The following is a 13,007-nucleotide window of genomic DNA, read 5'->3' on the forward strand; positions in this document are numbered from 1 at the left end:
CCGGCTCGTCGTCGAGCCATGGGCAAACCGCTGACTCTCACGCCTTCCGTGCATATTGCCCGGAGGGCGTGACAGCAGGAGAGACAACGTGAGTGACACTGAAAAACGGGCCAGCGAGGCGCTGGAAGCGCTCGATGTTCTGGGTCGGGTGCCGCGTCTGGGCGGGGTGTTCGGCGCCCTGGTCAACGTTCTGGATCGAATACTCGCAACGGTCGCCGGGCTGATACTGGTGGCTATCGCCGGCGTCGTGATCGTGCAGATTCTGGGGCGTTTGATACTGCCGGCGGCACCGGTCTGGACCGAGGAGCTGTCGCGCTATCTCTTTATCATGATGATTGCCGTGAGTGCAGGCCTTGTCATGCGCCGCGGCAAGCACATCAGTCTGGAGCTCTTTCATCACCGATTCGGTGTCAGGGGCGCCTGTCTCTATCAGCTGTTGATGAGCGTCGTGCTGGTCGGCTTTGCCTGGCTGATCCTGCCCTATGCCTGGCAGTACGCCAGCATCGGCGCCTTTCAGACCTCGCCGGCGCTCAAGGTATCGATGCAGTGGGTCTTTGGCGCCACCGTGGTGCTGTTTGCCATGGTCATTTTGTATGGCGTGATCGGTGCCATTGAAGCCGTGGCCGGGCTTTTGGGCCTGTCTCGTGACCACAAGACAACGCCCGGCACCGGGCAGAGGTAGCACCATGGAAGTATTGATGCTGTTTGCCGTATTTTTCGTGCTGCTGTTTGCCGGCATTCCGATCGCCTTCGCGCTTGGCATCTCCTCGGCGGCCTATCTGTTCTTTGCCGGTATCCCGCTGACCATCGTGCCCCAGCGCATGTTTGCCGGCATGGACTCGTTTGTTCTGCTGTGTATTCCAGGCTTCATTCTGGCCGGTAACCTGATGAACGTGGGTAACATCACCGAACACATCGTGCGCTTTTCCAACGCCGTGGTCGGTCACATTCGCGGCGGTTTGGGGCTGGCCAACGTGGGCGGTTCGATGATCTTTGGCGGCATTTCCGGCACCGCCGTGGCCGACGCCGCAAGCGTCGGCTCGGTCATGATCCCCGGCATGTCGAAAGCCGGCTATGACAAGCCCTTTGCCGCAGCCGTGACGGCGGCTTCCTCGACAATCGGCCCGATCATTCCGCCCAGCGTGCCAATGATTATTGTGGGGTCGCTGTCGGGTATCTCGGTCGGTCGCATGTTCATGGCAGGCGTGGTGCCGGGCATATTGCTGGCACTGGGCATGATGCTCACGGTGTATGTGCTGGCGGTCAAACGGGGCTACCCGAAAGAGAAGCGTGCCACGCTCAAGGAGATTCTGATCGAAGGCAAGAGCGCGTTCTGGGCGCTTTTGATGACCTTCATCATTCTCTACGGGATCATCGGCGGCTTGTTTACGCCCACCGAGGCCTCGATCGTGGCCTGTATTTACGCGATGGTGGTGGGCATGTTCGTCTACAAGGGGCTGAACTGGCGCAACCTGCCAAAGCTGTTCGTGGATGCTGCCCTGACCTCCGCCGCGCTGATGATGCTGGTGGGGCTGGCCAATCTGTTTGGCTGGATTCTGACCAGCGAGCGCATCCCGCAGATGATTGCCGATGGCATCCTGGGCATCAGCGAAAACCCGTTGATGGTGATTTTGATCCTCAATCTGATTTTGCTGTTTGTCGGCACCTTCATGGAGACCATTGCGGCGCTGATCATTTTGTTCCCGGCGCTGCTGGGCGTGGCGACCGGCGTCGGCGTTGATCCGGTGCACTTTGGCATCATGGCGGTACTGAATCTGATGATCGGTCTGACCACGCCGCCGGTGGGCATCTGCCTGTTCGTGGTAGCAGGGATCGGCGAGATCCGCATGAGTGAAGTGGCCCGCGCCATCATTCCGTTTCTGCTGTGCAACCTGGCGGTCCTGGGGCTGGTGATGTACATCCCGGCCATTTCGCTGTGGCTGCCCAATCTGGTCATGGGACCGGCCGGATAACGTGGCGTTTGACGCCGTATCGGCGCCACAGACAAGGAGAGATTGATGAGTTCATCCGACAGCCACGACGCTCCCGAAGTGGTGCGCATTCCCTCCGGGCATGCGCCCGAGCGCATCGGGATCGTACATCTGGGACTCGGCGCCTTCCACCGGGCCCATCAGGCGCAGGTGGTGGAGCAGTGCATCGACCGCGGCGAGCGTGACTGGGGCATCTGCAGCGTCAACATCCGCGGCAATCGCGCGCTGGTGGAGACCCTGCGTGACCAGGGGTTTCGCTACCATCTGGCCGAGTATACCGACCGCGCCCATGTCGCTCTGCGTGAGATTCGTGCCATCAGCGAGACGCTGTTTACCGGCATCGATCAACAGGGGCAGCAGGGCGAGGATCTCCCCGCGCTGCTGTCCCGCCTGAGCAATAGTGATACCCGGATCGTCACGCTCACGGTGACCGAAAAGGGCTATTACCTGAGCCCCAGTGAGGGGACACTGCTGAGCGAGGAGCCGGCCATTGCCGCCGACATCGCCCATCCCGAGGCCCCGCGTACGGCGCCGGGCATTCTGGTCGAAGCACTGGCGCGTCGCCGACAGGCCGGCATCCCGCCGTTTACGGTGCTTTGCTGTGACAACATGCCGGACAACGGCGAGCGCACCCGTCGGGCCGTGGTGGCCCTGGCCGAAAGGCGGGATACCGAACTTGCCGAGTGGATCGACACGCAGGTGGCCTTTCCTTCCAGCATGGTGGATCGCATCGTGCCGGCGATGGACGACGAGGCCTTCGAGCGCCTTCAGGCACTGGGCTGTGACGACCCCGCGGCCGTAGTCAGCGAGGCCTTTTTGCAGTGGGTGATCGAGGATCACTTTCCCCAGGGCCGGCCCGACTGGGGGCCGGCCGGTGTCGAAATGGTCGAGGATGTGGCGCCGTTCGAGACCATGAAGCTTCGCATGCTCAACGGCGCGCACTCGCTTTTGGCCTATACCGGCCCCCTGATGGGGCTGGAAACGGTCGCGCAGGCGGTTGCTGACCCGCTGCTGCAAAAGCTGCTGCGTCGCTACATGCTTGAGGAAGCCGCACCAACGCTATCGATGCCGGCAAGCGTGTCGCTGGAAGGCTATGCCGACGCGCTGATGGCGCGCTTTGGCAACGACAGCCTGCGTCACCGCCTGCACCAGATCGCCATGGACGGCTCGCAGAAGCTTCCCCAGCGCTGGCTGCGTGGCGGTGAGCAACGCCTGGCCGACAGTCAGGACGAGCAGGCCCTGGCTGCCACCGTATTCGGCGTGGCGGCGTGGATTCGCTATACCCGCGGCGAGGACGAGCAGGGCCATGCCTACCCGGTCAGCGACCCGATGGCGGATCAACTGGCGCAGTGCCATGGCCATGAGCGCAGCGCGGATCGGGCGGCGGCCGCCATGGCCATCGAGGCGATCTTTGCCCCGACGCTGGTCAGCACGCCGCGTTTTAATGATCAGGTGCAGCAAACACTGGAGGCCATCGAGCGCCTGGGCATGCGCGCCGCGCTTGAGCAGCATCTGGCCAGCATCTGAGTCGACGTCAGATTCTCCGGGCAGCGCCCGGGACTTGAAGGCAGGAGAGAGGCATGGAACATACCTGGCGCTGGTTTGGCCCCAACGACCCGGTGACACTGGCCGAGATCCGTCAGGCCGGGGCCACCGGCATCGTCACTGCACTGCACGGTCACGCCCCGGATATCCCCTGGTCGGTCGAAGAGATTGCCGCGCGCCAGCGCCTGATCGAGGCGGCGGGGCTGTCATGGTCGGTGGTGGAAAGCGTGCCGGTGCCGGAGGCGATCAAGCAGGCGCTGGATGTTGAGGCTCGCGACCGCGCCATCGAGGTATTCTGCGCAACGCTGGAAAACCTGGCCGCCTGCGGCATCGATACGGTGTGCTACAACTTCATGCCGATTCTGGACTGGACGCGCACCGAGCTTGAATGGCCGCTGGAAGAGGGCGGGCTGGCCCTGCGTTTTGACCAGACAAGTTTTGCCGCCTTTGAACTGTTCATTCTCGAGCGCCCCGGCGCCCGGGCACTGTACAGCGAGGCTGAAATCGAGGCGGCGCGACAGCGTTTCGAGGGTATGGATGACATCGCGCGCGAGCGGCTGGTCACCACCCTGATCGCCGGGCTGCCGGGCGCCGATCAGCACTACACCCTGGCGCAGTTTCTTGAGCACCTGGGGGCGTATGAGGCCATCGACGAGGGTCAGCTACGCGCCAACTATCGTCATTTCCTGCAGGCCGTGGTGCCGGTGGCCGAGCGCCTCGGGCTGCGTCTGGCGGTGCATCCGGATGACCCGCCGCGCCCGCTGCTGGGCCTGCCGCGCATTGTCTCGACCGCCGAGGACGCGCGCTGGGTGCTCGATCAGGTCAAAAGCCCGGCCAACGGCCTGACGTTTTGCACCGGCTCCTATGGCGTGCGCGAGGACAACAACCTGGTAGCGATGGCGCATGAGTTCGCCCCGCACATTCATTTCGTGCATCTGCGCGCCACGCGGCGCGATGTCGATGACCCTGCAAGCTTTATCGAGGCGGGCCATCTGGACGGCGATGTCGATATGGTCGGCGTGATCGGCGAGCTGGTTAAAGAGGAGCGACGCCGCAAAGAGAGTGGCGATGCCCGCCTGCCGATGCGACCCGATCACGGTCACAAGCTCTGCGACGACAAAACACGCCAGACCAACCCGGGCTATCCGCTGATCGGCCGTCTAAAGGGGCTGGCCGAGCTTCGTGGCGTGGAGTGCGCCGTGCAGGCACTCATTTAACCGGACGCACGACGGCCGGGGCGTTCGGGGTCAGGAGGAGAGCATGCGTGCCGTACGTCGCCACAGGGCGCGCGGCGCTCTGGCGGCCCGGCGTAAATGGCGGGTGCGGTGCCGGCGCAGCGCCTTCGCCGGCAGGCGATACTCCATGCCCTCCTCGATGGTGTAGCGACAGGGATTACAGAGTCCGCAGGGGGCGCTGTCGATGGGGCTGTAGCAGAACCAGGATTTCTCCAGTGCGTCGATAAAGCCATGACGCTCGGCCTCAACCTTCATCCGTGTCTTGGAGACCTCCAGCAAAGGAAAGTCGAAAAAGCGGAAAATGGCCTCGTCGGTGTCGACTCGATCGTCAAACGTCCAGCTGCCATCCGCGGTGGCCACCACCCTGCCTTTGAGAAAGTGATAGGCCTTGTCATCGACATGCACGCTCAGCTCCAGGTGCCTGATCCCTTCACTTTTGGCATAGCGAGCAAGCCAGTCGTACTGGCTGCCCAGATGCGCCTGCTGTGTCAGCCGGTGGTAGGCCGCACTCAGCTCGGGCACTTTCGCAATTTCGCTGACCGGTGTGATCCGAAGCGGCTCGATTCGGGCGGCCGCGTCGGAATCGATATCGGCCAGTGCCGCGCGCACTTCGGAAATGGCCTGCAGTTCGCGCAGACTGGAAGCCCGTCCCAGATCAACAATGTAATGCGGAACGACCGTTTTATGATCGACCATGGCCGACGAGAGAACCCGATAGGTCGAATCCCAGCCGCCTGTCCACAGCACCTCTATCCGGGGTCGCATAAAATTTCCATAAGCAGGTTTTAATTAAACGGGGCAGACGCTATCGCATTTGGCATCCTGCTTATTAGGCCGTTTCGCGCGTTGCGACCGGTCGGGGCCTCTTTGCTTCGACCCAGCCACGCCCGAGGATGGCTTCGCCATGGTGATTCGTTCAGACACAGTGCAGTCGGCAGGTGTACTCTGTTGATTATTGATATCTGATGCAGTCCGCCTGCCGGGAGCTCTGATGACACCTGCACCCCGCCTGTTGATTTTTCTTCTTCTCTCGCTGGTGGCGCTGCCGGCCTGGGCGGCCACACCAATGGCCGTCGAGGACGGGGTCCTGATCGTTTTGCTGGGCCTTTTGCTGATCGGCATCGAGGCCATTACGCCGACCTTTGGCGTGGTGGGACTGCTGGGGCTTCTGGTTTTTGTCGCCGGCGCCTCGATGATGGTCAATGCAGGGCTTTTGCCCGGCGGCGACAGCGCGCTGGGCATGGGGTTGGTCATCGCCACCGCGCTGCTTCTGGGCGCCTTTTTGCTGTGGGTCGTCATGCGCTTTTTACGCTTTCGCCACATTACGCCCATGGGCGGGCGCGAAGAGGTGATCGGCGCCGTGGCCGAAGCCACTCGTCACTTCACCGAATATCATGAGGGCGACTATCACGGCTACGTTCGCGTCCAGGGCGAGCGCTGGCAGGCGCGCAGCACCACGCCCGTGGCAGAAGGGGAGCACCGCCGCGTCAGCGATGTTCATGGCCTGGTGCTGATGCTTGAGTGCGAGGCCACCTTGACTGCGACACAAACAACATCCACGCACGAGTAAACCCATCAGTTCCTGTCAGGGAGACGTCGCATGCTGACCTATCTGATTCCCGTTGTTGTCATCGTTTTCATTCTCGCCGCATCGGTCAAGGTACTGCCCGAATACAAGCGCGGCGTGGTGTTTTTTCTGGGACGTTTTCAGGGCGTGAAGGGGCCGGGGCTCTTTTTCATCATCCCCGTGATCCAGAAAATGGACATTGTGGATCTGCGAACCGTCACCCTGGATGTGCCGGGGCAGGACGTGATCTCCCGGGACAACGTCACGGTGCGGGTCAACGCGGTGGTCTATTTCAAGGTGGTCGACCCCGAGCGTGCCATCATTCAGATCGAAAACTACGGCATGGCCACCAGCCAGATTGCGCAGACCACGCTGCGTTCGGTGCTGGGCAAGCACGATCTTGATGAGATGCTCTCCGAGCGTGATCGGCTCAATGACGACATCCAGGTGATCCTCGATCAGCAGACCGAGGCCTGGGGCATCAAGGTCTCCAACGTCGAGATCAAGCAGGTCGATATCAGTGAAGACATGGTGCGCGCGATTGCCCGTCAGGCCGAGGCCGAGCGCGAACGTCGCGCCAAGATCATCGCCGCTGAAGGGGAGATGCAGGCCTCCGAGAAACTGGTGGAGGCCGCCGATATCATGTCGAGAAATCCGGCCGCCCTGCAGCTTCGCTATCTGCAGACCATGAGCGACATGAGCAACAAGAACGCCTCGACCATCGTCTTCCCGCTGCCGCTGGAAATCACCAAAATCTTTGAGCAGATGCGCGGTGGCCGCGACGACTAAACGGCGATATCGATGCGCGATGGTGGCGCAAACGCCGTTAATTTAACCTATGCTGTTGCATGTAACACAAAGGATCACAGAGGGAGAGTCCACGTGCAAAAAACGACCACACTGAGTGCCGCCGTGCTGGCAGGCATGCTGAGCATTGCACCGGCCATGGCCGATCAGCAAACGCCTGAAACCGACGACATCAATGATGTGCCGGCCGGCAATTACCATGTCGACCCGCTGCACTCCAAGATTACCTGGGGTGTGGACCACTACGGTTTTTCGCGCTATGAAGGCCAGTTCGTGGATCTGTCCGGCTCGCTGAGACTCGGTGAAGACCCCGCCGACAGCAATCTGAAAATCGAGATCCCGCTCGACAAGGTACTGACCGGTAGCGGTCTGACCGAGCATCTGCAGGGCGAGGATTTCTTCAACAGCGAAGAGCACGGCACGGCCACGTTTACCTCGACCAGCATCGAAATCGATGGTGACGACGAGGCCACGATCACCGGTAACCTGGCGCTCAACGGCCAGACCCACCCGGTCGAGATCGATGCCGAATTCAACCGCGGCGGCGTCTACGCCTTTGACGAGAAATACCACATCGGCTTTAGCGGTGAAGCAACGATCAAGCGCAGCGACTACGCCATCGATTACCTGATGCCCACCGACGACGAGCAGGGCATCAGCGACGAAGTTACGCTTCGCATCAATGCCGAGTTCGTGCCCGATCAGGGCGAGTAAATCCTGACCGGCGAGGGCGCAGAAATCATCTGCGCCTTCCCTCAAGGGCCGTGATCTTCTGCGATCACGGCCCTTTTTGTGCTCACACGTTGACCGCGTCCCAGCGATATGTCGACAAGGGCGCCTGCCATTTCGGGATGCACGATCCGTGTCCGGCTGTTAGACTGCGCCGCAATTGATGACCTCCAAAGCTGGTTGATGCAATGATCTCGATGCCCGTCACGACCCTCTGGCGCCTTACGCCACCCTGAGCCTTTCAGGGATGACCGCTCACCCGAGCGGCGCACTCGCACGAGTGCTTTTGTCGTGACGTCTCCGGCGTCAAATCTCCGTGGTTTTATTAAAAGTAATGCATGATTGTCATGATGCGCTGCCGGCCCCTGGCCTGCTCGCCCTGTCATGACCCTTACAGACAACGGCACTCGGACCCTCGTGTGGCACCGGTCGATATCCGGCGTCATCGGTTCATGTCCCGTCAGGCCATGAAACAGGTCCTCCTCATTCAGACCCGGCGCGGTGCGTCGGGTCGCTGGCAGTGACGGCGCGCGCCCTCGAGGCGCCATGAATTTTCAACCGCAGAAGGGAAAGATGAGCATGATGGGCTCAATAAAACAGAACTGGTTTTCCAACGTGCGCCCTGACGTATTGTCAGGGCTGGTGGTGGCGCTGGCGCTGATCCCCGAGGCAATCGCCTTTTCGATCATCGCAGGCGTTGACCCGCAGGTCGGGCTTTACGCCTCGTTTTCAATGGCCGTGGTGATTTCGATTACTGGCGGCCGCCCGGCGATGATCTCGGCGGCCACCGGTGCCATGGCGCTTTTAATGGTCACTCTGGTACGCGACCACGGCCTTGAATATCTGCTGGCAGCCACTGTATTGACGGGGCTTCTACAGATTCTATGGGGCTATCTGAAGCTGGCCAATCTGATGCGCTTTGTCTCCCGCTCGGTGGTTGTCGGCTTTGTCAACGCGCTGGCCATTTTGATCTTCATGGCGCAGCTGCCGGAGATTACCGGCGCCAACGCCACGCTGACGGTTTACGCCATCATGCTGGGCGGGCTTGGCATCATCTATCTCTTTCCCCATGTGCCAAAGGTCGGCAAGGTCATTCCCTCGCCGATGGTGTGCATCGTACTGATGACCGCCATTGCCATGACCCTTGGCCTTGATGTGCGCACCGTGGGTGACATGGGCAGCCTGCCCGACAGCCTGCCGGTGTTTCTGATTCCTGATATCCCGCTCAATCTTGAAACGCTGTTGATCATCCTTCCCTACGCCCTGACGCTTTCCATGGTGGGGCTTCTGGAGTCGATGATGACCGCAACGATCGTGGACGATCTCACCGATACCTCCAGCGACAAGAATCGCGAGTGCCGTGGCCAGGGCATTGCCAACGTGGCCACCGGCTTTCTGGGTGGCATGGCCGGCTGTGCCATGATCGGCCAGACCGTAATCAACGTGAAATCCGGCGGGCGGACCCGGCTGTCCACCATGACCGCCGGCGTCGGGCTTTTGATCATGGTGGTCTTTCTGGGGCCGCTGGTGGCGCAAATTCCGATGGCGGCACTGGTCGCCGTCATGATCATGGTCTCGATCGGCACCTTTGACTGGGGCTCGATTCGAGATCTGCCCAAAAAGCCGCTGACCACCAATATTGTCATGCTCGCCACTGTCGCGGTGACCGTGGCCACCCACAACCTGGCCATGGGCGTGCTGGTCGGCGTGCTGCTGGCCGCACTTTTCTTTGCCAACAAGATCAGCCGCATCCTGCAGATCGACAGCGTGCTCAACGAGCAGGACGGGGCATCGCAGCGCGACTATCACGTGCGCGGTCAGGTCTTTTTTGCCTCGACCACCCGCTTTGCCGATGCCTTTGACGTCAAGGAAGGCGTGGATCGGGTATGTATCAACGTCACCCATGCCCATTTCTGGGATGTGACCGCCGTTGAAGTGCTCGACCGGATCGTCATGAAATTTCGCCGCGAGGGCATCGAGGCCGAGGTGGTGGGGCTTAACGAGGCCAGCCAGACCATGGTCGACCGCTTCGGCGTGCACGACAAGACCGAAGGCATTATCGAGCCGGGCGGTCACTGAGCCATCGCATCCTGAGTCCGGGCGGCATCGACGCCCGGAATAAGCCACAATCGAACAACGACATGCGTTTCGGGAGACTCTCATGAGCAGAACCATCATTGCCTGCTTCGATGATCAGGCGAGTGCCGACAGTGCCATCGGTGACTATGCCGCCTGGGCGGCGAGGCGCATCAACGCCCCACTGTGTCTTATGCACGTGCTGGAACAGCACGCCCTGACGCATGAGGATTATTCCGGCCAGATCGGTCTGGGCACCCGGGAGCGCATGCTGGAAGAGCGCACCGAAGAGGAGGGGCAGGCCGCTCGTCAGGCGCGTGAGGCGGGGCGTCACATGCTCGAGGCGCTCAGAGCGCGTCTTGCGGATGACACGCTGATGCCGGAGATGCAGCAGCGCCACGGGGCGCTGGCACCCACCCTGCGCGAGAAGTGCACCAGTGAAGATCTACTGGTGCTGGGCCGCTGCGGCCGTGATCACAATCATGGTGATGGTACCAACTCGCTGGGCGCGCATCTGGAGGATCTGGCGCAGCACCTGGACGTGCCCATGCTGATCGCCCCGGCACGTTTTCAGAGGCCGACGCGCGCCATGGTGGCCCTGGATGGCAGCAAGCGTGGGCTCGATCAGCTCTCGCGGTTGATGCAGTGGGGCTGGCTCGAGGGTCTGGAGACCCATGTGGTACACGTCAGCGAGCCGGCCGATACCGAACCGGCCGAGCGCGGCGCCGAGTTGCTCAGCGCGGCGGGAATCGATGCCCGGGCAGTGACCCTGGAAGGGGATGCCGGGCGCAAGCTGCCGGCCTACGCCCGCGAACACGACATCGGTCTTGTCGCGATGGGCGCCTACGGACACAGTTCGCTGCGCCGCTTTTTGATGGGCAGCAAGACCCATACGCTGCTTGAGTCCATGCCGGGCGCGGTGCTTTTGATGCGCCACATCTGAAGATGTCGGCTCGCCAATCCACATGGCGACATGAAAAACGGCGTGTGGCAGACGCCAGCGTAAAAAAAGGGCGCCCCGAGGGGCGCCCTTTTTTAATGCCGCAGGGCAGGGTTACTGACCCAGCGTAACCATGTCGCCCTTGAAGGCGACTTCCGTGACCACGTTGCCGGCACGGCACTCATAGCGCTGGCTGTCCGGATTGGCCCGCTGCTCGTAGTAGCTTGTGATGTTGACGATGGCGTCGGCACCTACCTGACGGGCGCGATCCTGCAGGGCCAGCAACGACTGAAGTGCGGCCAGACGGCAGGATTCGTCATCGGTGCGAAGCGCGGCACGCACCTTGTTGGAGCTGTAGAAGCCACCGCGGCGCGTCTGAATGGCCGGGTGCTGCTGGTCGGCAAAGTAGAGCCGGATCGAGGGATCGAGCTTTTCCTGCGCCTCGGGCTGGGTCATTACCTCGGCCAGCGGCTGCATCAGAAAGGTGTTGCGTGCCTGTGCAGGGCCTGCCGTGGCCAGCATGATCAGGGCGCCCGTCATGGCCGCGGCCATGGAGACTTTAAAGGGCAGGTGGAAGGTCATCGAACATCCTCCGGGAGGTATCAAAAAGGCAGGGTGCACAATGTAGCCTGTCACACACGTTTGCGAAAGACCGCGCCACGGGCACACCTTTGATGATCAGTCTCAAAGCGGTTTGCGAAAGGCCTGAAAACAGTGTTGATTGCGCGGCAGGGCGACCACCCGGTGTGCGTCCAGCCCCGGGACACTGATCGGCTCAAGGTTGCTGATGGCCGGAATATCGGCCGGGCCGACCCGGTTGTAGGGCGCCCGGTCGTTCCAGCCCAGCAGCAAAAGGCCTCCCGGTCGCAGGCAGTCCACGCAGGCGTTAAAAGCCTTGTCGACATCGGCCTGCTCGTTGAGGCCCCAGCCCAGTACGCCGTTGCACAACACGGCATCGAGCGCGCCGTGCGGGATATAATCCCCCAGCGCCGTCAGATTGCCCACGATATGGCTGTCGCCGCCAAAGGGCCGTTTGGCGGCGTCCAGATCAATGGTCGTGACTTCAGCATCGCCCAGAAGCGACGGGTAGTGATGGGTATACCAGCCGCAGCCCACCATCAGCACGCGCCGAATGCTGTCATCATTTGCCAGCGCCGGCAGGATCGCGTTTTCAAACATGATGCGGTCACGATAGGGGTAGCGCAGCCGTACGCCGTGGTGATCCAGCGTGCGAAGGGTCGTGGCCGTCCAGCCATACAGCGATGCCTTGAACGTCATGCGTCGTCTCTCTGATTATTGTCGTGTCGTTATACGAAACATGCCACGGCCATGCCTTGCCTGACGCCGGTCTGAAAAGGCCGAATCAGAACAGTCCGCCGTTGACGGCAATGACCTGCCGGGTGACGTAGCTGCTGTCGCTGGAGCACAAAAAGCTGATCACACCGGCGACTTCATCGGCTTCCCCCATGCGCTGCATGGGGACGATTTTTTTGATTTCGACATCGACGTTGTCGGTCATGTCGGTATTGACCCATCCCGGGGCAATACAGTTCACCGTGATGTTTCGTTTGGCAAGCTCCAGCGCCAGCGACTTGCTGGCGGCAATCAGCCCGCCCTTGGCCGCGCCGTAGTTGACCTGACCGCGGTTGCCGATCACGCCGGCCGCCGAAGAGAGCACCACGATGCGCCCGGGCCGGCGGCGCTGAATCATGGGCATGACCAGGGGCCTGAGCACGTTATAAAACCCGCCCAGGTCGACATTGAGCACGCTGTCCCACTGCGCATCCGTCATGCCGGGAAAGGGCGCATCCTGATGAAAGCCGGCATTGAGCACCACGCCGTAGTAGGCCCCGTGCTCGGCGACATCGGCTTCAAGACAGGCGCGGGCCTCGTCGCGCTCGCCCACGTCAAACTGCACAAGACGGGCGCTGCGGCCCATGGCGGTAATTTCCTGCGCCACGGCGCGGGCCTGCGCTTCGCTCTGGCGATAGTGCACGACGATATCGAAGCCGTCGCGGGCCAGGCGCAGCGCGGCGGCCCGGCCGATACCGCGTCCGGCACCGGTAATCAGGATGGTCTGTGACATGTCACCTTCCGGTCACGTGGGTGGGAGTGGA

At 61.8% G+C, this 13,007-nt stretch carries 13 protein-coding genes; 9 read left to right on the forward strand and 4 right to left on the reverse strand.

The window, feature by feature from the left end; all coding sequences use genetic code 11:
* The first annotated feature begins 88 nt into the window (after positions 1 to 88).
* Genes ACXMYO_RS01425 through uxuA form a run of 4 tightly spaced genes read left to right on the forward strand, consistent with a single transcriptional unit; the run spans position 89 to position 4,753 of the window.
* Positions 89 to 682 (forward strand): TRAP transporter small permease subunit, encoded by a 594-nt coding sequence (locus ACXMYO_RS01425; RefSeq protein ID WP_438766292.1) that lies wholly within the window; start codon positions 89 to 91, stop codon positions 680 to 682.
* A gap of 4 nt (positions 683 to 686) precedes the next feature.
* Positions 687 to 1,973 (forward strand): TRAP transporter large permease, encoded by a 1,287-nt coding sequence (locus ACXMYO_RS01430; protein ID WP_457807576.1) that lies wholly within the window; start codon positions 687 to 689, stop codon positions 1,971 to 1,973.
* A gap of 45 nt (positions 1,974 to 2,018) precedes the next feature.
* Complete coding sequence (locus ACXMYO_RS01435) at positions 2,019 to 3,518, forward strand: mannitol dehydrogenase family protein (protein ID WP_457807577.1); 1,500 nt, start codon at positions 2,019 to 2,021, stop codon at positions 3,516 to 3,518.
* Between the two features lie 53 nt (positions 3,519 to 3,571).
* Positions 3,572 to 4,753, forward strand: a complete 1,182-nt coding sequence (uxuA, locus tag ACXMYO_RS01440) for a mannonate dehydratase (RefSeq protein ID WP_457807578.1) — start codon at positions 3,572 to 3,574, stop codon at positions 4,751 to 4,753.
* Between the two features lie 30 nt (positions 4,754 to 4,783).
* On the opposite strand, the gene ACXMYO_RS01445 is transcribed toward uxuA, so the two are convergent.
* On the reverse strand, positions 4,784 to 5,536 hold the full coding sequence (locus tag ACXMYO_RS01445) for a hypothetical protein (RefSeq protein WP_457807579.1): 753 nt from the start codon (positions 5,534 to 5,536) through the stop codon (positions 4,784 to 4,786).
* A gap of 226 nt (positions 5,537 to 5,762) precedes the next feature.
* Between ACXMYO_RS01445 and ACXMYO_RS01450 the strand changes: the two genes are divergently transcribed.
* The 5 genes from ACXMYO_RS01450 to ACXMYO_RS01470 all read left to right on the forward strand — a co-directional run bounded on the left by ACXMYO_RS01450 (position 5,763) and on the right by ACXMYO_RS01470 (position 10,893).
* The gene (locus ACXMYO_RS01450; RefSeq protein ID WP_457807580.1) at positions 5,763 to 6,341 is read left to right on the forward strand and encodes an NfeD family protein; all 579 of its coding nucleotides are present in this window, start codon (positions 5,763 to 5,765) and stop codon (positions 6,339 to 6,341) included.
* Between the two features lie 30 nt (positions 6,342 to 6,371).
* The gene (locus tag ACXMYO_RS01455) at positions 6,372 to 7,127 is read left to right on the forward strand and encodes a slipin family protein (protein WP_457807581.1); all 756 of its coding nucleotides are present in this window, start codon (positions 6,372 to 6,374) and stop codon (positions 7,125 to 7,127) included.
* Positions 7,128 to 7,220: 93 nt separating this feature from the next.
* Entirely contained in the window at positions 7,221 to 7,859 is a 639-nt protein-coding gene (locus ACXMYO_RS01460; RefSeq protein WP_438766299.1) for a YceI family protein, read from the forward strand.
* Between the two features lie 594 nt (positions 7,860 to 8,453).
* Positions 8,454 to 9,953: a SulP family inorganic anion transporter gene (locus tag ACXMYO_RS01465; RefSeq protein WP_457807582.1), complete on the forward strand. Its 1,500-nt coding sequence runs from the start codon at positions 8,454 to 8,456 to the stop codon at positions 9,951 to 9,953.
* Positions 9,954 to 10,035: 82 nt separating this feature from the next.
* Entirely contained in the window at positions 10,036 to 10,893 is an 858-nt protein-coding gene (locus tag ACXMYO_RS01470; RefSeq protein ID WP_457807583.1) for a universal stress protein, read from the forward strand.
* A 111-nt stretch (positions 10,894 to 11,004) separates the two neighbouring features.
* Here ACXMYO_RS01470 and ACXMYO_RS01475 read toward each other — a convergent pair whose 3' ends face one another.
* From ACXMYO_RS01475 to fabG, 3 genes are all read right to left on the reverse strand, one after another.
* The gene (locus tag ACXMYO_RS01475) at positions 11,005 to 11,472 is read right to left on the reverse strand and encodes an excinuclease ATPase subunit (protein ID WP_438766304.1); all 468 of its coding nucleotides are present in this window, start codon (positions 11,470 to 11,472) and stop codon (positions 11,005 to 11,007) included.
* A 102-nt stretch (positions 11,473 to 11,574) separates the two neighbouring features.
* Positions 11,575 to 12,168, reverse strand: a complete 594-nt coding sequence (locus ACXMYO_RS01480) for a class I SAM-dependent methyltransferase (RefSeq protein WP_457807584.1) — start codon at positions 12,166 to 12,168, stop codon at positions 11,575 to 11,577.
* 85 nt (positions 12,169 to 12,253) lie between these two features.
* The gene (gene fabG, locus ACXMYO_RS01485; protein ID WP_457807585.1) at positions 12,254 to 12,976 is read right to left on the reverse strand and encodes a 3-oxoacyl-ACP reductase FabG; all 723 of its coding nucleotides are present in this window, start codon (positions 12,974 to 12,976) and stop codon (positions 12,254 to 12,256) included.
* Between the last annotated feature and the right edge of the window lie 31 nt (positions 12,977 to 13,007).

The organism is Kushneria sp. EE4 (assembly GCF_977968315.1).